The sequence below is a fragment of the Streptosporangium sp. NBC_01639 genome (assembly GCF_045209755.1).
Taxonomy (GTDB): Bacteria; Actinomycetota; Actinomycetes; order Streptosporangiales; family Streptosporangiaceae; genus Streptosporangium.
Map to the genome: position 1 here is coordinate 7,758,441 of NZ_CP109272.1, position 19,649 is coordinate 7,778,089.

20 protein-coding genes are annotated in these 19,649 nt (G+C 70.5%); 15 read left to right on the forward strand and 5 right to left on the reverse strand.

The window, feature by feature from the left end:
* The first annotated feature begins 475 nt into the window (after positions 1 to 475).
* Together OHA77_RS35210 and OHA77_RS35215 are read left to right on the forward strand one after the other, a co-directional pair.
* Positions 476 to 1,051 carry a hypothetical protein gene (locus OHA77_RS35210; RefSeq protein WP_406313603.1) on the forward strand — a complete coding sequence of 192 codons (576 nt, stop codon included), beginning with the start codon at positions 476 to 478 and terminating at the stop codon, positions 1,049 to 1,051.
* Positions 1,052 to 1,062: 11 nt separating this feature from the next.
* Positions 1,063 to 1,506 carry a VOC family protein gene (locus tag OHA77_RS35215; RefSeq protein WP_406313604.1) on the forward strand — a complete coding sequence of 148 codons (444 nt, stop codon included), beginning with the start codon at positions 1,063 to 1,065 and terminating at the stop codon, positions 1,504 to 1,506.
* 7 nt (positions 1,507 to 1,513) lie between these two features.
* Here OHA77_RS35215 and OHA77_RS35220 read toward each other — a convergent pair whose 3' ends face one another.
* Both OHA77_RS35220 and OHA77_RS35225 read right to left on the reverse strand, forming a co-directional pair.
* Positions 1,514 to 2,209, reverse strand: a complete 696-nt coding sequence (locus tag OHA77_RS35220; protein ID WP_326823887.1) for a TenA family protein — start codon at positions 2,207 to 2,209, stop codon at positions 1,514 to 1,516.
* A 103-nt stretch (positions 2,210 to 2,312) separates the two neighbouring features.
* Complete coding sequence (locus OHA77_RS35225) at positions 2,313 to 3,197, reverse strand: SDR family oxidoreductase (RefSeq protein WP_406313605.1); 885 nt, start codon at positions 3,195 to 3,197, stop codon at positions 2,313 to 2,315.
* Between the two features lie 124 nt (positions 3,198 to 3,321).
* On the opposite strand from OHA77_RS35225, the gene OHA77_RS35230 reads away from it, so the two are divergent.
* The 5 genes from OHA77_RS35230 to OHA77_RS35250 all read left to right on the forward strand — a co-directional run bounded on the left by OHA77_RS35230 (position 3,322) and on the right by OHA77_RS35250 (position 7,182).
* Entirely contained in the window at positions 3,322 to 3,897 is a 576-nt protein-coding gene (locus tag OHA77_RS35230; RefSeq protein ID WP_406313606.1) for a TetR/AcrR family transcriptional regulator, read from the forward strand.
* 234 nt (positions 3,898 to 4,131) lie between these two features.
* Positions 4,132 to 4,650 (forward strand): MaoC family dehydratase, encoded by a 519-nt coding sequence (locus OHA77_RS35235; RefSeq protein ID WP_326823884.1) that lies wholly within the window; start codon positions 4,132 to 4,134, stop codon positions 4,648 to 4,650.
* Positions 4,651 to 4,741: 91 nt separating this feature from the next.
* Positions 4,742 to 5,902 (forward strand): acyl-CoA dehydrogenase family protein, encoded by a 1,161-nt coding sequence (locus OHA77_RS35240; RefSeq protein WP_406313607.1) that lies wholly within the window; start codon positions 4,742 to 4,744, stop codon positions 5,900 to 5,902.
* A gap of 19 nt (positions 5,903 to 5,921) precedes the next feature.
* Positions 5,922 to 6,755, forward strand: a complete 834-nt coding sequence (locus tag OHA77_RS35245) for an HpcH/HpaI aldolase/citrate lyase family protein (RefSeq protein ID WP_406313608.1) — start codon at positions 5,922 to 5,924, stop codon at positions 6,753 to 6,755.
* A gap of 4 nt (positions 6,756 to 6,759) precedes the next feature.
* Positions 6,760 to 7,182, forward strand: a complete 423-nt coding sequence (locus OHA77_RS35250) for an HIT family protein (protein WP_406313609.1) — start codon at positions 6,760 to 6,762, stop codon at positions 7,180 to 7,182.
* Between the two features lie 22 nt (positions 7,183 to 7,204).
* Here OHA77_RS35250 and OHA77_RS35255 read toward each other — a convergent pair whose 3' ends face one another.
* A complete protein-coding gene (locus OHA77_RS35255) occupies positions 7,205 to 8,482 on the reverse strand; it encodes an alpha/beta hydrolase family protein (protein WP_406313610.1) in 1,278 nt (425 codons plus the stop codon).
* Between the two features lie 59 nt (positions 8,483 to 8,541).
* Here OHA77_RS35255 and OHA77_RS35260 point away from each other — a divergent pair, with 59 nt between their 5' ends.
* The 7 genes from OHA77_RS35260 (at position 8,542) to OHA77_RS35290 (ending at position 15,847) form a co-directional block, all read left to right on the forward strand.
* Positions 8,542 to 9,093, forward strand: a complete 552-nt coding sequence (locus OHA77_RS35260; RefSeq protein WP_406313611.1) for a helix-turn-helix domain-containing protein — start codon at positions 8,542 to 8,544, stop codon at positions 9,091 to 9,093.
* Between the two features lie 265 nt (positions 9,094 to 9,358).
* A complete protein-coding gene (locus tag OHA77_RS35265) occupies positions 9,359 to 10,375 on the forward strand; it encodes an NAD-dependent epimerase/dehydratase family protein (RefSeq protein WP_406313612.1) in 1,017 nt (338 codons plus the stop codon).
* Positions 10,359 to 11,462, forward strand: coding sequence for a dihydrodipicolinate synthase family protein (locus OHA77_RS35270; RefSeq protein ID WP_326823877.1), 1,104 nt, complete (start codon positions 10,359 to 10,361; stop codon positions 11,460 to 11,462). The genes OHA77_RS35265 and OHA77_RS35270 overlap by 17 nt, the downstream gene beginning before the upstream one ends.
* A 128-nt stretch (positions 11,463 to 11,590) precedes the next feature.
* Positions 11,591 to 12,760 carry a DegT/DnrJ/EryC1/StrS family aminotransferase gene (locus OHA77_RS35275; protein WP_406313613.1) on the forward strand — a complete coding sequence of 390 codons (1,170 nt, stop codon included), beginning with the start codon at positions 11,591 to 11,593 and terminating at the stop codon, positions 12,758 to 12,760.
* Between the two features lie 54 nt (positions 12,761 to 12,814).
* Positions 12,815 to 14,062: an ABC transporter substrate-binding protein gene (locus tag OHA77_RS35280; protein WP_406313614.1), complete on the forward strand. Its 1,248-nt coding sequence runs from the start codon at positions 12,815 to 12,817 to the stop codon at positions 14,060 to 14,062.
* 55 nt (positions 14,063 to 14,117) lie between these two features.
* A complete protein-coding gene (locus OHA77_RS35285) occupies positions 14,118 to 14,984 on the forward strand; it encodes a sugar ABC transporter permease (RefSeq protein ID WP_326823874.1) in 867 nt (288 codons plus the stop codon).
* Positions 14,981 to 15,847 (forward strand): carbohydrate ABC transporter permease, encoded by an 867-nt coding sequence (locus OHA77_RS35290; protein WP_326823873.1) that lies wholly within the window; start codon positions 14,981 to 14,983, stop codon positions 15,845 to 15,847. Before OHA77_RS35285 ends, OHA77_RS35290 begins: the two co-directional genes overlap by 4 nt.
* A gap of 90 nt (positions 15,848 to 15,937) precedes the next feature.
* Here OHA77_RS35290 and OHA77_RS35295 read toward each other — a convergent pair whose 3' ends face one another.
* Together OHA77_RS35295 and OHA77_RS35300 are read right to left on the reverse strand one after the other, a co-directional pair.
* Positions 15,938 to 16,672 carry an amidohydrolase family protein gene (locus tag OHA77_RS35295; protein ID WP_406313615.1) on the reverse strand — a complete coding sequence of 245 codons (735 nt, stop codon included), beginning with the start codon at positions 16,670 to 16,672 and terminating at the stop codon, positions 15,938 to 15,940.
* Positions 16,669 to 17,415: an amidohydrolase family protein gene (locus OHA77_RS35300; protein ID WP_406313616.1), complete on the reverse strand. Its 747-nt coding sequence runs from the start codon at positions 17,413 to 17,415 to the stop codon at positions 16,669 to 16,671. Before OHA77_RS35300 ends, OHA77_RS35295 begins: the two co-directional genes overlap by 4 nt.
* A 147-nt stretch (positions 17,416 to 17,562) precedes the next feature.
* On the opposite strand from OHA77_RS35300, the gene OHA77_RS35305 reads away from it, so the two are divergent.
* The gene (locus OHA77_RS35305; protein WP_406313617.1) at positions 17,563 to 19,611 is read left to right on the forward strand and encodes a hypothetical protein; all 2,049 of its coding nucleotides are present in this window, start codon (positions 17,563 to 17,565) and stop codon (positions 19,609 to 19,611) included.
* Positions 19,612 to 19,649: the final 38 nt, after the last annotated feature.

The window sequence follows — 19,649 nt, forward strand, 5'->3', positions numbered from 1 at the left end:
GGGGAAGGATGAGGCGGCCGGGCGACGACGGAGTCGCCCGGCCGCCTCACGTCGGCGGGACTTCTCGTCGGCGGGACTTCTCGCGCCGGCCGGGTGGCGGCCGGACGATTTCCGCCTCCGCCGATCGCCCCGCCAGGAGCGGCCCGGTGGGCGGTCGGGGTAATCTGACCGTTTCCCGGTCGAGCGGCGGACCCCCTCCTTTCCGCTCGTCCGGGATCCTCACCTCCGCGAAATCCCGTCATCCCGTGGGGACGCCGGTGAGACCCGTTCACCGGGCGTCTGCCGATCAGCCCCCGCGGGGTGCCCGTTCCCCTCGCCGGTTCCGTGTCCACCCTGGTCGGCCCCGCCGCCCAAGCTTCGGTGAACCGTTCGGGCCGCCGGAACGTTGAGATCGATGCCGGAATTGTGAAATTCCCGGGGCGGAGGCGTCACGGCGGAGGTAGCGTTCACCCCGGCAGGACACCCAGGAGGTCTCATGCGCCGTGCTCTCGGTATCGCCGTAGGCCTGGCCCTCATCGCAGCCGCCCTGTCCCCGACCGGTCCCGCCGAGGCCACCTGCCTCGCCACCGTCAAGAAGTGCGGGCGTGACGCCCTGGTCGCCATCGACGTGGTCGCCAAGGGCACACCCCAGGCCTCCCCGGGCGGGCGCGTCACCTACGTCCTGGACTACGCCATGACCTGGACGCCCTCCTTCGCCCCCTACTGGGGTTCCTTCTGGGTGGGCGGCAGCTTCCCCAGGGGAGCCAAGGGGCCGACCGGGGCCACCCTCCTCGGCGAGGATGGAGAACGGATCGCCACCTTCGCCTGCCACCGGTACGCGGACGGCGTCTGGTGCGACACCCGCGGCCGGATCCCGCACCAGGGAAGGATCGTCCTCACCGCCCACCTCCCCCGCGGGGCGACGGGAGCCGCGGTGGCCAGGCTCGGCTTCGACAGTTTCGACGGGCTGAACGAGGAGCAGTTCACCCGGCACCTCGACCGGGAGAGGTCCCGTGAGAGGTTCTGCAACTACCGCTTCACCAGGACCGTCACCACGACGGTGAAACAGTGAGGGAGACCGCCATGGATGCCGCGGTAAGCGGGGTGCACCATCTCAAGATCTGGGTGAACGACCTGGCCAGGAGCCACGCCTGGTACGAGCAGGTCTTCCGCCTCCGGCTGCGCACCAGGTTCGAGGACGGCGACGGCGTGGTCAGAGGGATGGCCTTCGACCTTCCCGGCGCCGACGTCCAGCTCGCCCTCCGGGAGAATCCCGTCCTCGCCGCGGCTCTCTCCGGCGCCGATCCCTTCGCCCTCCAGACCACCCGGGAAGGCCTCGACGCCTGGACCGCCCACCTCGACGCCCTCGGCATCCCGCACAGCCCGGTCATCAGGGCCTCCGCCGGTCACGCCATGGACTTCCTCGACCCCGACGGCCTCCAGCTCCGCCTCTACGCTCCCGAGGAGGACCACGCCGCCCAGGACGGTGCCGAGAGGCTCTACCGCTCCGGTCCTCCCCCGGGGTGACGCACGGTCAGGCGCCGGCGGCCATGTCGAAGAAGCGCAGCTCCAGCCGTACGGCGCGGCGGAAGAAGCCGAGCACCCGGAGCTGCTCCTCCTCTCCCAGCCGAGGGCCGAGGCGGTCGAGCTCGCCGCGGAGGAACCCCACCCACGCCCGGAACACCGGCCCCTCGTGCAGGTCGATCCATTCGCGGTGGACGAAGGTGTCAGGCAGCGGTTCCTCGGCAAGGCTCGCCCAGCCGAGGTAGCTCCACTCCGCCACACACAGCACGGCGAGGATGAGCGGGTAGTCCAGGCTGGTCCTGGCCTCGTCCATCAGGGCGCGGAACTCGGCCGTCACCGGTTCGGTCCGCGGAGCGGCCAGCTCCGCCGGGGTGACGCCGAGGGCGGCCAGTGCGCGGTGGAAGTAGGTCTTCTCCTCGGTGGTGGCGGTCTCACCGAGGAACCGGCCGAACGGCACCCGCGACTCGAAGCTGTCCGCGCTGGCCACGGCCGCGCCGAGCAGCGCGGTGAAGGAGTCGACGAACTGGAAGTCCTGAAGGAGGTAGCGGCGCATGTCGTCGTCCGCGACGTCGCCCCGGCTGATCGACGCGGCGAACGGGTGGGCCACCACCGCCGCCCACTCCGGCTCGCTCAGCGCGCGCAGCCACTCGCTGAACGCGGGGTCCACGGCGTCCGACCGCCACTCGTCATAGGGGATCAGATCCACCGGGCCATCTCCTCGCGATCTCGGGAACGCCGATCATCGTGCATGCTACCGGCCCGGCTCCGCCGCCTGCCGGTAGCCGGAACCGGCGGGCACGGAGCGCGTCTCACCCGTCCGACGGCACCGGACCGCTCCGTAGCGCCTCACGGTTGTCGGCGAGGAACTCGTCGAACGTGCGCGGCGCGCGGCCGGTGAGGTCCAGTACGGCCGATGTCGTCGTGGCCAGGGAGCCGGACGCCACCTCCTCCGAGAGCACGGCGACATCGTCGGCGAACTGCGGCGGAAGACCCTGTGCCTTCAGCGCGGCGGCCAACTGGTCCGGTGACAGGCTGACGTAGTCCACGGTCCTCCCCGTCGCAGCCGAGAGCTTCTCCGCGATCTGGGCCTGGGTGAGCGCCTCCGGGCCGGTCAGCACGTAGCTCTCGCCCGTCCCGGGCGACCCGGTCAGCAGTACGGCGGCACAGGCGGCGATGTCGTGGCAGTCGATGTAGGACACGGCGCTGTCGCCGTAGGCGCCGACGAGCTTCCCGTCGTCGGTGAAGGCGCCCGCACCGGTGATGAAGTTCTGCATGAAGCCGCTGGGCTGCAGCAGGGACCAGTTCGGCGTGGACGCCTTGAGGTGCTGCTCGATCTGCCAGTGCGCCCCCTCGGCGAGCCTTCCGCCTTCGTGGGCATGCCAGACCGAGATCTTCACGATCTCCGACACGCCGGCGGCCCTCGCCGCGTCGATGGCGGTCTTCTGCTGGCGGATCATCGGCTGCTCTCCGGAGACCGGTTGGGCGCCGGCGGCGTTCAGGAACAGCCGGTCGACCCCCTTCAGCGCCGCGGCGATGGAGTCGGCATCGTCCAGATCGCCGACGACGAAGTCACAGCCCAGCGTCCTGCCCTTGGTCTCATCGCGGACCAGCGCTTTGAAGGGCGCCTGTTCCTGCTGGAGGCGCCGCACGAGATACCTGCCGATGGATCCGGTGGCGCCGGTTACCAAGATCATTTCTTGTTCTCCTGCTCATGGTGAGGCATCGTGGGCGAGCGTTCGCCATGCCCCCGAGGGATAAAATGAGGCTGCCTCGATAAATATATAGCGAGGCAGCCTCGAATTAGCAAGGAATGCCTATATGAACACAACTCGCCCAGGGCGGCGGCCTCGTGCCGATGCACGACGGAACTACGAGCGCCTGCTGGCCGAGGCCGACTCCGCCTTCCGGGAGAACGGCACCGAGGCGTCGCTGGAGAACATCGCCCGGCGGGCCGGAGTCGCGATCGGCACGCTCTACGGGCACTTCCCCAACCGCCGCGCCCTGGTCGGCGCACTGCTTCAGGACCGCAATGACGTCCTCTTCGAGACCGGCGACAGGTTGCTCGCCCATCCCTCGGCGGCGGAGGCGCTCACCGGCTGGGTGCACGCGGTCGTGGAGCACGCCGCCGTGTACCGCGGGCTGGTCGCCATGCTGATCGACGGCCTTGACGACGACGCGTCGGAGTTGCACGAGTCATGCGTGCGGATGAGTGCCATCGGTGAAAGGCTGATCGCGAACGCCCATGCGGCGGGCGTCATCCGTCACGATGCGACGGGGGCGGATGTGGCCGCGCTGATGAACGCCGCCGCCTGGGTCCGTGAGCAGATGCCGGAGGAGCAGGCCGATCGCTTCCTGCGCTTCGCGATGGACGGGCTGCGGCCGGCCGGCGGCTGAACGCCGCGGACGCGGCCGTCATGCCGTCCGGCCGGATCGTGCCGGGGCCGTTAAGAAATGCGGCAGCGGGTGATGAAAGTGCTGTCTGTCCACAATGAAGCCGGTGCCCAAGCCTCTCGAACTCCCGCCGGCCCCAACCGGCGGATCAGTTCTCACGTCCCCGTCGGGTGGGCTCATTGACCCTCGAAACACCACACCGTTAACGTCAGGTTCCCGTCGTCGAGGGAGAGATCCGTGACCGTGCACGAACCCGGCCTCGGCCGGTACTACGAGGACTTCGTCGTCGGCGACGTCTACCAGCATCCGCTCGGCCGCACGATCGGCGAGGCCGACAACACGTGGTTCACCCTGCTGACGATGAACACCAACCAGAACCACTTCAACGCCCACTTCGCCGAACGCGCGCCGGTCGGGAAGATCATTGTCAATTCGGGACTGACCGTGGCGATCGTCCTCGGCATCTCGGTGATCGACGTCAGCCAGACCGCGCTGATGAACCTCGGCTGGGACGAGATCAAGCTGACCCACCCGGTGTTCGTGGGCGACACCCTCTACGCCGAGTCGATCGTGGTGGACAAGCGCGAGTCCGGGTCGCGGCCCTACGCCGGGATCGTCACCTGCCGAACGCGCGGCCTCAACCAGGACGGTGACGAGATCATGTCCTGGCGCCGCTCGGTGATGGTCTACCGCCGGGACGCCCCCCACGACAAGGGATACTTCCCGCAGGCCAAGACCGGGCCGCTGACGGCATGACGGCCGTGTCCCGCCCGACCGGCACCGGCCGGACCCTCGCCCCTCCCCGTTCCGGTGGCCGCCGGCTCACCGTGTTCGAAAGGACCCCGTGGTGGATTTCGAGCTGAACGACGAACAGCGGCTGTTCCGCCGGACCCTCAGGGAGTTCGTGGACAAGGAGATCGTGCCGGTCGCCTCCGAGTGGGAACGGGAGGGCCGCTATCCCGCCGAGATCGTCGAGCGGTTCAAGGAGCTGGGGCTGTTCGGGATGACGATCCCGGAGGAGTACGGCGGGCTGGCGCTGGACCGGGTCTCGTTCGCGCTGGTCTTCGAGGAGATCGCACGCGGGTGGATGGGGGTGGCGGGGGTGCTCGGCTCCCACTCGCTGGCCGCCTGGATGATCGCCCGGCACGGCACCGAGGAGCAGCGCGAGACCTATCTGCCGGACCTGGCCACCGGCGCCCGCCGTACCGGCATCGCGCTGACCGAGCCCGCCGCCGGCACCGACCTGCAGGGCATCCAGACCCGGGCGGTCCGCGACGGCGACCACTACGTGATCAACGGCACCAAGACGTGGATCACCAACGCCCGCCACGCCGACCCGATGCCCGTCCTGGTCAAGACCTCCGTCACCGAACCCGCACACCGAGGCATGTCCCTCATCCTGGTCGAGGCCGGCACCCCGGGATACACCGTCAGCCGGGATCTGCCCAAGCTCGGGTACAAGGGCACCGAGACCTGCGAGATCGTGCTGACCGACGTCCGCGTCCCGGTGTCGCGGCTGCTCGGCGGGGTGGAGGGGCGGGGCATGCAGCAGGCGCTGTCGGCCCTGGAACTCGGCAGGGTCAACATCGCCGCCCGCGCGGTCGGCATCTCCCAGTGCGCCTACGACGCCGCGCTGAACTACTCGCGCGAGCGCCACGCCTTCGGGCAGCCCATCGCCGATTTCCAGGCCATCCAGCTCAAGCTCGCCGACATGGCCACCGACATCCAGGCGGCCAGGCTGCTCACCTACTGGGCGGCGACCCGCTCGGAGAGCGGCGCGGTGAACTCCGAGGCCGCCATGGCCAAGTATTTCGCCTCGGAGGTCGCGCTGCGGACCACCCTGGAGGCGATGCGGATCCACGGGGGCTACGGCTACTCCCAGGAGTTCGTCCTCGAACGCCTCTACCGGGACGCGCCGCTGATGGCCATCGGCGAGGGGACCAACGACATCCAGCGGATGGTCATCGCCAGGTCCCTCATCTCCGGCACCGCCAAGGTGGGCTGGTGAGGAGTGGCGCTAGGGTCGGATGGTGATCCGATCCGCACTGTACGTCCCGGGCGACCAGCCCGACAAGCTCGCCAGAGCACTCGACCGTGGCGCCGACTCCCTGATCGTCGATCTGGAGGACGCGGTCCTGCCCGCGCACAAGGCCGCGGCCCGCGCCGCCGTGGCCGGGTGGCTGCGCGCGCCGCGGCCCGGCGGCCCGGAGATCTACGTCCGGGTGAATCCGGGGGAGGCGGGCCACGAGGACCTGCGCGCGGTCGCCGTGCGGGGGGTGCGGGGGGTCTGCGTGGCCAAGACCGAGTCCGTCGCCGAGTTGGAGGCCGTGGACGCGGTGCTGACCGCGGCCGAGGCCGCCGAGGGGCTGCCCGGCGGTTCGATCGCGGTCTGCCCGCTGCTGGAGAGCGCCGCGGCCGTCCTGTCCGCGCCGGAGATCGCCCGAGGCCCCCGCGTCTCCCGGCTGCAGATCGGTGAGGCCGACCTCCGCGCCGATCTCGGGGTCGAGACCGGTCCCGACGAGCGCGAGCTGCTCTGGGCCCGTTCCCAGGTCGTCCTGGCCTCCGCGGCGGCCCGGCTCACCCCGCCCCTCGCCCCGGTCAGCACCGACTTCCGTGACCTGGAGGCCCTCCGCGCCTCCACCCTCGCGCTGAAACGGCTGGGCTTCCGGGGCCGCGCCTGCATCCATCCCGCCCAGGTGTCCGTGGTCAACGAGGTCTTCACCCCCACCGATGAGGAGCTCGGCGAGGCCCGCGACCTGATCGCCCGGTTCGAGGCCGCCGGGACCGGAGTCGTCACCGACGCCCGGGGCCGGATGGTCGACGAGGCGGTCGTCCGTGCCGCCCGCCGGCTGCTGTCCTGACGTGATGGCGGCCGGAGAATGCCTGTTCTGCGCCATCGGGGCGGGGGAGCAGCCAGGCCACACGGTGCTCTCCGACGAGGTGGCCGTGGCCTTCCTGGACACGCGGCCCGTCTTCAAGGGCCATGTCCTGGTGGCGCCCAGGACTCACGTGGAGACGCTGCCCGACCTGCCGGCACCCATGGTCGGGCCGTTCTTCGAACGGGTCCGGTCCGTCGCGGCCGCCGTCGAGCAGGGGCTGGAGGCGGGTGGCACGTTCGTCGCGATGAACAACCGGATCAGCCAGAGCGTCCCGCACCTGCACGTCCACGTCGTTCCCCGGAACCGCAAGGACGGACTGCGCGGCTTCTTCTGGCCCCGTACCAGATACGACGATCCCGCCGAGGCCGAGTCCTATGCCCTCCGCGTCCGCACGGCTCTCGGTTCGTGAGGCGCTAGACGCCGGAAACCGGTCAAGCGGTCTTCCCGCGCTCCGGCGTCAGCCACTCCGCGATGTCGGCGACGACGGCCGGGTCCACGTGCTGCGGGGGCTCGTACTCCGCGGGCGTGGACGGACCCGCGCCGGGAAAGAACAGGTGGTTGTCGTCGGCGTAGACGCGGATCGTGACATCCGGCCGGTGAGCGAGGCCCGCCTCCCACCCTGACAGGTCGTCCGCCACGGTCACTTGATAGTCGCGGCCACCCTGGAGGATGAACATCGGCTTGTCCAGCGCCGTCGCGGTCGCGACCGGGTCGTAGCCGCGCAGATCCAGCCAGTACGCCGCCGGCCAGCCGAACAGCAGCGCCTCGGTCGGTGTCGACGGCGACAGGTCGGGACCGGCGACCGTCGCCGCCTGCTGCGTGATCGTCTCGACGACCGCCTCCACCGCCGGGCCGGGGTCCAGTGCGGCGAGGTATCGGACGACGCGGACGGCGGCCTGGTGCATCGGCTGCGTGTCGCCGGCCATGATCACCAAACCGGCGACGGACGGCTCGGCGGCCGCGACGCGCGGCGCGACCTTGCCGCCCATGCTGTGGCCGAGCACGAAGACGCGGGCGGGGTCCACGCCCGGCTGCTGCCGGAGCAGGTGAACGGCGGCGACCGCGTGCGGCACGTACTCGTCGGTCATGGTGAAGCCGGCCGTGTTCGCCACCTGGCCGCTGTGGGTGTGGGTCACCTTGTCGAACCGCAGCACCGCGACACCGCGACCGGCCAGCCCCCAGGCCAGGTCCTTGAGCGGTTTGTTGGCTCCGCTGGTGGCGTCGCGGTCGAAGGGCCCTCCTCCGCTGAGCAGCACGACACCCGCTCGCGGGCCGGGCCCATGCGGCAGGCTCATCGTGCCGGTCACGGCGAGAGGACCGTCGCCGACCGTGACGTCGTGCTCGTCGAACGTCGCCGGGTCGGCGTACGGCGGCGGCGTCCAGGGCGCGGTGGCCGCGGCGAGCCGCAGGTCGTTCAGCATGCCGTCGTGGTCGACCGCCACTACCACGGTGAGTCCCGCGCGCTCGCAGGTCACCGGGACGCTCACCCGGACCAGCCCCGCCTGGGCGGGCTCGCTCACCGGCTCCCCGATGGCGGACACCGGTCCGCGCTTGCCTGTTTCGGCTGTCCAGGCGGTCTGCAGCAGCTCGGCGTCGACCAACGTTCGCAGCGGTGGCGCGAAGAGCCGTTCGATCTCGGCGAAGCGCCCCTTGCAGGCCATCTCGACGACCGCGACGGCGGTCGCCGCCGGGTCGGTTCCCATCGTCATCCTCATCCTTACCTTTCTCGTTGTTTGAGAAAGGTAGCACGATGTGAGACCGTAAAGAGGTGAATACGTTCGAGCTTCTGGGGCACCCGGTACGGCTGCGCGTCGTGCACGCGATGCGCGGCGGGCGGACGCTGACGACGTCCCAGTTGTGTGCCCGCATCCCCGACGTCTCGAAGGCGACCGTTTACCGGCACGTCGACCTGCTCGCCGCCGGGGGGATCCTGGAGGTGGCCGACGAGCAGCGCGTACGCGGCGCGGTGGAGCGCCGATACCGGCTGCGTCAGGACCGGGCGTCGATCGACCCCGACACGATCGAGTCGCTGTCACTCGACGACCACCGGCGCGCCTTCGCCACGGCGATGGCCACCCTGCTCGCCGAGTTCAACGCCTACCTCGACCGGGACCACGCCGACCCGATGGCGGATCCCGTCGGCTACCAGCAGCACGCCGTCTGGCTCGACCGGGACGAGCTCCTCGAGATGATCAGCGAACTGCGCAGCGCGATCGCGCCCCGGCTGGCGAACCGATCCACGCCCGACCGCGCGCAATACCTGATCAGCCCGATTCTGTTCCCGATCGAGGAACCGTCCGCCGCCCCCGAGGCCGGTTGAGTCACCACCGCACGCACACGCTGCCGGCCTGATTCGGGCAGCCCCTGCGCGGAGGCGCCGGCGTCGTGGACACGTTCCCGGCAACGGTGAGCGGCGCTCCGGGCTCCGATGCCCTGGGAGCGGACTGAGGCGGTGCTCGGCACGTCGGCGACCGCTCGCAAGGCTTGTACCGAGGATCCGGCCGCCCGGTACGGCGGGCGGGCGTTGACAGCCGAACTCTCGTCAAGTTACGGTCTGGACCGTAAATGAGAGTGAGGAGTTCCGCGTGCGGACCATCGCAGAGCTGGAAGAGCGCCTGGCACGCCCCCGTGACGGGCTGGTCGCAGATCTGGGCAAGCTCGACGGCGACATCATGGTGCTCGGCGCCGGCGGCAAGCTGGGCCCCAGCCTCGTCCGCCTGGCACTGAACGGGATCAGGGCGGCCGGAGGCGGCAAGCGCGTCATCGCGGTGTCGCGCTTCTCCGAGCCGGGCCTGGCCCGGGCGCTCGAAGACGAGGGCGCCACGGTCGTGGCGGCCGACATCGCCGACGAGAACGCGCTGCGGGAGCTGCCCGACGCGCCCAACGTGGTCTTCCTCGTCGGTGCCAAGTTCGGCACCGCGGGGCGCGAGCACGCCACCTGGTTCACCAACGCCTACCTGCCGGGCCGCGTGGCCGACCGGTTCTCGGGCAGCCGGATCGCCGCACTGTCGACGGGCAACGTCTACCCGCTCGTCCCGGTCACCTCCGGCGGTTCCACCGAGGACTCGCTCACCGGGCCGGTCGGCGACTACGCCATGAGCTGCCTGGGCCGTGAGCGCGTGCTCACTCATTTCGCCGAGGAACGCGGCACGCCGACCGCGCTGATCCGGCTCAACTACGCCGTCGAGATGCGCTACGGCGTGCTGGTCGACCTCGCTCAGAAGATCGTCGCCGGGCAGCCCGTCGACCTGACCACCGGCCAGGCGAACGTGGTCTGGCAGGGCTACGCCAACGAGGTGACGCTCCGCTCGCTGCTGCTGGCCTCCGACCCGCCGTACGTGCTCAACGTGACCGGACCCGAGCTGGTCTCGGTACGGCAGGTCGCCACCGAGCTCGGCCGCCGGCTGGGCAGGGAGCCGGTCTTCACCGGCGAGGAGGCCCCCACGGCGCTGTTGTCCAACGCCTCGCGCTGCCACGGCCTGTTCGGCTACCCCGACCTCACGCTCGCCGAGCTGGTCGAGCACACCGCCCGCTGGGTGGGTGGCGGGGGGCCGCTGCTGGGCAAGCCGACCAAATTCGAGCGCCGTGACGGCGCGTTCTGACCACACCGACGAGGGCGAAAGGGGAACGCACGTGCTCAGCACGGCACCTGAGAGACAGGGCTCCGTTCACGAGCTGTTCCGCAAGGGCACGGTCATCCCGGCGCACCCGCTGGCGCTGACCGAGGACCGGCGGCTCGACGAGCGGCGGCAGCGGGCGCTGACCCGCTACTACGTCGAGGCGGGGGCGGGGGGACTGGCCGTCGGGGTGCACACCACCCAGTTCGCGATCCACGGCACCGATCTGCTGCCTTCCGTGCTGGAACTGGCCGCCGAGACCACCCGCGACTACGAGCGCGAGGTGATACTGGTGGCGGGCGCGACCGGGAGCACCGCGCAGGCGGTGGCGGAGGCGGAGCTGGCGGCCTCGCTCGGCTACCACATGGTGTTGCTGAGTCCGCACCGCGACCTGGACGAGGACCAGCTCATCGAGCGGACCCGCGCGGTGGGGGAGGTGTTGCCGGTCATCGGCTTCTACCTGCAGCCCGCCGTCGGCGGCCGGACGCTGAGCCGCGACTACTGGACACGCCTGGCCTCGATCGACTCGGTCGTCGGCATCAAGGCCGCCCCGTTCAACCGCTACCGGACGCTGGACGTGCTGCACGGCGTGGTCCGGGCCGGGCGCGCCCGCGAGGTGGCGCTCTACACCGGCAACGACGACCACATCCTGTCGGACCTGATCACCCCGCACCGCGTCGTCGTGGACGGCGAGGAGGTCGACGTCCAGTTCGTCGGCGGCCTGCTCGGCCAGTGGGCGGTGTGGGTGAAGCGGGCCGTCGAACTGCTCGACGAGGCGCGGCGGGCCCGTGGCGGCGACGACGCGGCCGTGCGCAGGCTGCTCACCCTCGACGGGCACCTGACCGACGCCAACGCCGCCATCTTCGACGCCGAGCACGGCTTCCAGGGCTGCATTCCCGGTATCCACGAGGTGCTGCGCCGTCAGGGGTTGCTGGCCGGTCGCTGGTGTCTGGACCGGGAGGAGGAGCTCTCCCCCGGGCAGCTCGCCGAGATCGACCGGATCTGGGCGGCCTATCCGTGGCTCCGCGACGACGAGTTCGTCGCCGAGGGACTGGACCGGTGGCTGCGCTGAAGGGGCAGCCGGCCGCCATGTCGTCGACCGGCTCGTGGGGCCGGTCACACCGATGAGGAGCCCTGCCGAAGCTCCTTGGCCGAATCACGGTCGAGACCGCTGTGAATTTATCTCGTGCGAGGTGTTGCATGACCCTGAAATTCCCCAATGCCGCGGAAGCCGCCGGCAGGACGCTCGGCGACGAGGAGGTGGCCGCCGCCGAGCGGGTGATCCGCTCGGGGATGCTCAACTCCGTCTGGGGCACCGAGGCCAAGGCGCTCGAACGCGAGATGGCCGATCTGTGTGGTGCCCGGCACGCGGTCGCGTGCAGTTCGGGCACCGCGGCTCTGCACCTCGCGGTCGTGGCGGCCGCCCCCGATCCGGGCGACGAGATCATCACGACGCCCATGACCGACTTCGGAACCGTGGCTCCCATCGTGGCGCAGAACGCGGTCCCCGTCTTCGCCGATGTCGATCCACTGTCCGGGAACCTCGATCCGGCCGCCGTACGGGCCGCGATCACTCCGCGTACCAGGGCGATCATGGCGGTGCACCTCTTCGGCGCGGCCGCCGCCCTGGACGAGCTGCGGACGGTCGCCGACGAGCACGGGCTCATGCTGATCGAGGACTGCGCGCAGGCGTGGCTGGGCGAGCTGCCCGACGGGCGGCCGGTGGGCGGCGTCGGCGAGGTCGGCTGCTTCAGCCTGCAGCAGTGGAAGCACATCACGTGTGGTGACGGCGGCCTCGTGATCACCGACGACGACGAGCTGGCCCGGACGATGCGGCTGTTCTCCGACAAGGGCTGGGACCGGGCCGGTGGGCGGCACCACCTGAGCTTCGGGCTCAACTACCGGATGACCGACCTGCACGCCGCCGTGGCCCGGGCGCAGCTGGCCAAGCTGCCCGGAGTGGTGGCCGCTCGGCGGCGCTGGGCGCTGCGGCTGCTGGAGGAGCTGGCGGGGCTGCCCGGACTCGCCCTGCCCGACCCGCGCGGGCACGCGTGGTGGTACTTCCCCGTTGTCCTGCCCGGCGGGGGAGCGTCCGAGCTCGCCGCCAAGCTGGCGGCCGACGGGATTCCGGCCCGGGCCGGGTATCTGGCCGAACCGCTCAACCGGGCGCCGCTGTGGGACGGGCCGATGTACGGCACGTCCAGGTTCCCGCTGTCGGCGCCGCCCGCCGCCTGCCCCGAGGCGGATCGTCTGGTCGGCGAGACGCTGCTGATCGTGGACCTGAACGAGAACTACACCGACGACCATGTCACGGCGATCGCCGATGGATTCCGTCGTTACGTTCAGATATCGGGCATTGACCCTTCCTGAAGGCGGTCGCTAGATTTCGGTCTAGACCGGTATTAACAATGAAAGGAAGGCCCGATGAGGAAGGTTGCACTCGCCGGCCTCGCGGCCGCCCTGGGAGTCACGCTCGCCGGATGCGGCGGCTCCGGCTCAGGGTCGGACAAGAGCACGGTGACACTGTGGATGTATCCCGTGATCGGGGACCAGGCCAAGAGCCAGGCGTTCTGGGCCAAGGTCGAGAAGGACTTCGAGGCCAAGAACGCCACGATCGACCTCAAGATCGATCAGCAGCCCTGGGAGGGGCGCCAGGAGAAGATCACCACGGCGCTCGCCTCGAAGAAGGGTTTCGACCTGGTCGTGCTCGGTCCTGACCAGATCCCGCAGTACGCCCAGCAGGGCACGCTCGTCCCGCTGGACGACGTGGTGGCCCCCGCCAAGGCCTCCTTCCTGCCCAGCGCCCTGACCGCGCTGTCCCTGGACGGCAAGTTGTACGGCGCGCCGGTCTACCAGACCATCACCGCGCCGATCTACAACAAGAAGGCCTTCGCCGACGCGGGCGTGGCCGAGTTCCCCCAGACCTGGGAGGCGTTCAAGGCCGCCGCGCCCAAGCTCGCCGCCAAGAAGGTGGCGATCCTCGACTACCCCGGCGGCCCCGAGGTCAGCCTGAACCAGAGCTTCTACCCGCTGCTGTGGGGCAACGGCGGCACCGTGTTCGCCGCCGACGGCAAGAGCGTCGCCTTCAACGGTCCCGAGGGCGTCGAGGCCCTGCAGTTTCTGCTCGACCTGCAGAAGCTGGGCGGTCTGCCGGAGAACGCGGCGACCAAGAAGAACGAGATCGAGGGCGGTCCGCTGGCCGCGGGCAAGACGGCCGTCTACCATGCGGCCACCGCGCAGCAGGTCACCCAGCTCGGCGCGTCGATCGGCGCCGACAACGTCGGCGTCGGGCTGCCGCTGGAGAACAAGAAGAAGGTGGCGTTCGGCATCCCCGGCGGGCTCGTGCTGGCCAAGCACTCGCCCAACATCGAGGCCGCCAAGAAGGCCGCCGCCTTCCTGATCTCGCCCGAGGTCGCGGCCGACCTGGCCAAGGAGTCGGGCTTCTTCTCGGCCCGCACCGACGTGACCGTGCCCGGCGCCTCCCCGGCCGTCCAGGAGTTCGCCAAGTCGCTGGAGTTCGCCTTCCCGGGTGACGCCCATCCGTTGGCCCGCCAGGTGATGGCGCTGATCGTGCCGGAGATCCAGGCGGCCCTGCTCGGTAAGAAGGACGCCAAGACGGCCCTCGACGACGCGGCCAAGGAGGCCGACACGCTGCTGGCCAACGGCGGCTGATGGGTCCCGCCCCCCATCCCGGTGGGGGGCCGTTATGTGCGAAAGGCGGGAAGCTGTGCGACAGCGCTTGCGGGACCCCATGACGGGCCTGCTGTTCGTCCTCCCCATGTTGGTGCTCTTCCTGGTCTTCAGGTTCGTGCCCATCCTGGGCGCGGGGGGCATGAGCCTGACCGACCTGAACCTCGGTGGGGAGTGGAACTTCATCGGCGTCGACAACTACACCCGGTTGCTCGACGACCCGAAGTTCTGGGACAGCCTGTGGATCACGCTGATCTACGTCGCGATCTACGTGCCGCTGACCGTGTTCGTCGCGCTCGGCACCGCGCTGCTGCTCAACGCGGTCGTCTTCCTGCGCGGGCTGTTCCGCGGCATGCTCTTCCTGCCCTACGTCACCAGCTTCGTGCTGGCCGGCGTGATCTGGCGGTGGATCTACGAGTTCGACGGGGTGATCAACGGGCTGCTGGGCAAGCTCGACCTCGGCCCCGTCGGATTCCTGGAGGAGTCCTCCCTCGTCCTGCCCGCGCTGGCGGTGGTGTCGGTGTGGAAGGGCTTCGGTTACTCCATGCTGATTCTGCTCGCCGGGCTCAAGGCCATCCCGGCCTCCTACCTGGAGGCGGCGACGGTCGACGGGGCCGGGCCGTGGCAGCGGTTCCGCCGGATCACGCTGCCGCTGCTCAAGCCCGCCCTGTTCTTCGTCGTCGTCATCGAGACCATCGGTGCCTTCCAGACGTTCGACACCATCTACGTGATGACCGGCGGCGGTCCGGCGCGAGCGAGTTACACGCTCATCTACGGCCTGTACGACCAGGGCTTCAGATTCTCCAACCTCGGCTACGCGGCCACGATAGGCGTCGTGCTCTTCGCGCTGGTGCTCGTCGTGTCGCTGCTCCAGCGCCGCCTGCTCGATCGGGGGAACGCATGACGCTCACCGCCACCCGCCCCGCCGCCGCCGCGACCGCGAGGCCGCCGGTGAAGGCCCGGCGCAGATACTTCCGGTGGCCGCTGTGGGTGCTGCTCGCGCTCGTGTCGGTCATCACGGTCAGCCCGTTCGTCGTGATGTTCGTGGTGGCGCTGTCGCCGCCGGACAAGCCCACCCTGCCCGCGCAGTGGCCGGAGTCGCTGTCGCTGGACACGATCGTGGATCTGCTGTCGTCGTCCGGGTTCGTCGGCTGGACCGTCAACACGGTGATCTACGCGCTGGTGTCCGTGGTGATCATCCTGCTGACCGCGTCGATGGCCGGGTACGCCTTCGCCAAGAAGCGTTTCCCCGGACGCGACACGATGATGTGGGCGTTCCTTGCGACGCTCATGGTGCCGTTCCAGGCGACGCTGATCCCGATGTTCGTGCTCATCTCGGAGCTCGGCGGGGTGGACACCTTCTGGGGGCTGATCGTGCCGACGCTGGCCAACTCGCAGGCGGTCTTCCTCATGCGGCAGTTCATCCTGGACCTGCCCGACGAGCTGTTCGAGGCGGCCAAGGTCGACGGGGCCTCCGAGTGGCGGATCTACTGGCAGATCGTGATCCCGCTGACCAAGCCGATCCTGGCCACCCTCGGGGTGTTCGTGTTCCTGTGGCACTGGAACGACTTCCTGTGGCCGCTCGTCATGGCGCAGTCGGACGAGATGCGCACGCTCACCGTGGGGCTGGCGTCGATGCGCACGGAAGGGTCGCCGCTGGCCGTGCTGATGGCCTCCGCCGCGCTGTCGGTGATTCCGTGCCTGCTGGTGTTCGCCGTCCTGCAGCGGTATCTGGTCAACAGCATCGCGATGACGGGACTCAAATAAAGCTCCCCGGATGAATATGTCACCACAGGTCGCGCGGCTGCGGAAGCGGCCGCGCGACCTGTCGCTCGTGCGACCCGCGCCGTCTCCCGGTCAGCCGACCGGGAGACGGAAGAGGGCGGCGGCGTTCCGCCAGGCCAGGCGGTCGGCCGCCGCGCCGGTCAGGCCCGCGGCGGCCACGGCGCCGAAAGCGGAGGCCGGGTCGATGAGGGTGGAGTCGGTGCCGAACAGCAGCCGCTCCGGATCCACGGCGGCGGCGACCTCCGCGATGCGCCCGGCAGGGAAGTGCGACCAGCACGGCTCCAGGTAGAGGCGGTCGCAGCCGCGGGCGGCCTCGATGGCGTGCCGGTAGCCGTCCGCGCCCATGTGCCCGGCGATCACGCGCAGGCCGGGCGTGTCGAGGCACACCTGGGCCAGGTCGAGCACGGAGGTGCCCCAGGTGTGGACCAGCGCCGGGACGCCCGCCGAGGCCACCAGGGCCAGCGCGTCGCGCAGCCGCGGGGAGGTGACGGGGGAGCCGGTGTAGTCGGTGTGGATCTTCACGCCGACGAACCGGCCGGTGGGCAGGTAGGCGTTCAGGTCGCGCTCGGCGTCGGCCAGGCGGCGCGGGTTGACGGTCACGTAACCGTACAGGCGGGCGGCGTCGGGCGCGGAGTCCAGGTAGGCGGCCAGGGCGCGGTTGCCCGCGGGGGCGTCGTATATGACGGCCTCGGTGCCCGACACGATGGCCAAGTCGATCCCGTAGCGGTCCATGGCGCGGACCGTCAGCCCGGCGACGTCCATGGTGAAGAACCACGGACCCCAGTGCGCGTGCACATCGATGATCATGCGGATTCTCCGAGGAGCAGACGGCGGGCGTTGCCTCCGGCGACGAGGGCGACCTCGTCGGGCTTCAGGCCGCCGGTGGCCAGCCGCAACAGGGGGACGAGCGGTTCGTAGTACGGCGTGCGGGAGCCGAACAGCAGGCGTTCGGCGCCGACCTCGCCGGCGGCGGTCTCCAGCGCGTCGGGGGAGTTGAGCAGCCGGGTCGAGGTGTGGAAGCCCGGCTCGCCGGCGGCCGCCACGAGGAAGTCGCCCAGGTGGTAGAAGTGCGTGTCGAGGAAGACGACCCGGAGGCCGAGGCCGGTGAACGGCCGCCAGAACCGGCGCACGTCACCCCCGGTCAGCACGGTCAGGTCGAGTACGGCGGCCCGCTCGGCGATGTGCCGCACCGAGGGGAAGCCCGCCTCGACGCCCTGCTCTTCGGGGAAGAGGCGGATCGCCCGCACCCCCAGGCCGGCCAGCCGTTCCATCTCGCGAGCCGCGCCCAGCGGGTCGCGCAGGTCGAGGGCGCCGACGGGCACGATCCCCGCCGAGGTGGCCGACGCGAGGGTTTCGTCGTTGCCCGATCTCATGTCGAAGAGCGCGGCCCGTAGGCTGGACACCGCGCCCGCGGTGATGCGATGGCGGGCCAGGACACGCGGGGCGGGCTCCGGCGGGGGGTCACGGTCGGGGTAGGCGCCGCTGAGCACGTCGGCGTCGAGCGTCACCACCAGGTCGCCGACCAGACGCCGGGCATCGAAGGGCGTCATACAAGCATCCTCCTAGTCAAATACCGGTCATGACCATAATCCTCCCCCCTGGCCAAATACAAGGTCCAGATCATTGACACTTCCTGCGCGTATGATTACGGTCGGGGCCAATATTGCAGAGAAGCAACCCTCGCAAGGAGTGCCCCCATGCTCCACAGCCGATCGCCGCGAGCCGTGCTCGCCGCCGTCGCCGCGTTACCCGCCCTGCTCGTCCCCTCGGTCGCCTATGCCGCGCCGCAGGGACCGGCCGTCGTGCAGGGCCCCGCCGTACAGGGCCCCGCCGTAAAGAACGCGCAGGCCCTGAAGGCGTCGTGCGACGGGACCGGAGTGCAGAGGTTCGGGCCCGCGTCCGTGACCGGCGCCATCGTCGGCGCCGTCACCTACGAAGGGCGCGGGTACGTCGTCACGCGCGGCCTGAAGCCGCCGGTGCTCGCCGAGATCGACCTGACCACCCGGAAGACGCTCCGCTCGGTGCGGCTGCCCGACGCGCCCGCCACCGGTGAGGCCGAGGGGGCCTGGGCCACGGCGGTCGCGGACGGCAAGGTCTACGTCGGCACCTACCCGGTGCCGGATCTGTACCGGTTCGACCCGGCGACGGGCGGGGTCGAACACCTGACGTCGTTCGGACGTAGCGGCGGGTTCGTCTGGAGTCTGGCCGCCGCCCCCGACGGGAAGATCTACGCCGGGACCTATCCCGACGGCCGGGTCCACGAGTACGACCCGGCCACCGGCGCGGTGCGCGACTTCGGGGTGCTGGCCGCGGGCGAGCGCTACGTACGCAGCCTCGCCGCCGACGACCACACCGTGTACGCCGGACTGCTCGACAAGGCCAAACTGGTCGCGATCGACCGCGCGAGCGGCGCGGTGCGCGAGCTGGCGGCGGGCGGCACCGGGTTCGGCGCGGTCGCCGAGCACGGCGACCGGGTGCTCGGGGCCAGTGGGAACACCCTCTTCGACGTGCGAAAGGACGGCTCGGACGGCAGAGCGGTCGATCTCGGCGACCTCACCCTCGACATGATCGGCTTCGCCGGCGACGGCACCGCGTACGTGTCGTCCAGGCCGCAGGGCGCCGTCTACCGCTACCGCACGGGTGACACCGCGCTCACCGAGGTCGGCACCCCCAAGCTCGGCGAGGAGACCCGCCGGCTGGTGGTCGAGGGCGACACGCTGCGCGGCTTCTCCGGCAGCGGCGGCATGTGGACGATGGACGTGCGCACCGGGCAGGCCGAGTTCACCGACCTGATCGAGGCGGGCCTGCCGACCGGTTCGGAGCGTCCGCAGTCGATGCTGCTCGACCCCGGCCGCACGCTGTACGTCGGCGGCCACTTCTCCCTCACCATCCGCGACCTGCGCAGCGGCGAGCAGCGCCGGATCTGGCTGCCGGGTGAGCCGAAAGACCTGGTGCGCCGCGGAGACAAGGTCTACGCCGCGATCTATCCCAGCGGCCAGATCATCGAGATCGACCGGCGCGACCGCATCCGCAGCCTCGGCTACCTCGGCCACGGCCAGCAGCGGCCGTGGGACCTGGAGTACGACCCGCGCACCGACAAGCTGCTCGTCGCCTCCGCGCCGCTCGGTGCCAACCTCAAGGGCGCGCTGTCGGTGGTCGACCCCGACAGCGGCCAGATGGACGTCTACGTGGACGTCATCCCCGACCAGAGCCTCATGAGCCTCTCGCTCGACTCCCGCCACGGCGTCGTCTACCTGGGCGGTGACGTGCTAGGCGGAGGCGGCGCCCCGCCGGTGAAGTCGTCGGCGTCCGTCGCGGCGTTCGACCTGCGCAGCCGTAAGGTGCTCTGGCAGGTGGACCCGGTCGCCGGGTACCGCACCTTCCAGGACGTCAAGGTGCACGACGGCGTGCTCTACGGCGTCTACAAGCGCAACGCGAGCTGGTTCGCGATGGACCTGGCCACCCGCACGATCACCCACCAGGGCCCGCTGCCCGGGTACGGCGAGCTGACCGTCCACCGGAACCGGGTCTTCGTCTCCACCTTCTTCGGCGGCGGCAACGCGTACGAGCTCGGCACCGAGGCCAAGCTCGTGGCGACCGGTCTGGGCGACGAGTGGTACACCAACCCGCAGCTCCACTTCGAGCCCGGTTCGTGGAACGCCTGGGCCCTGGCCGGGCGTGACCTGGCGCTGATCCGGCTCGATCCCCGCTGTCCGGCCCTGACGATCCCTCCGGCGCAGAGCTAGATTTCGGTCTATCCCGAAATTGGGTCTTGACGAAAGAG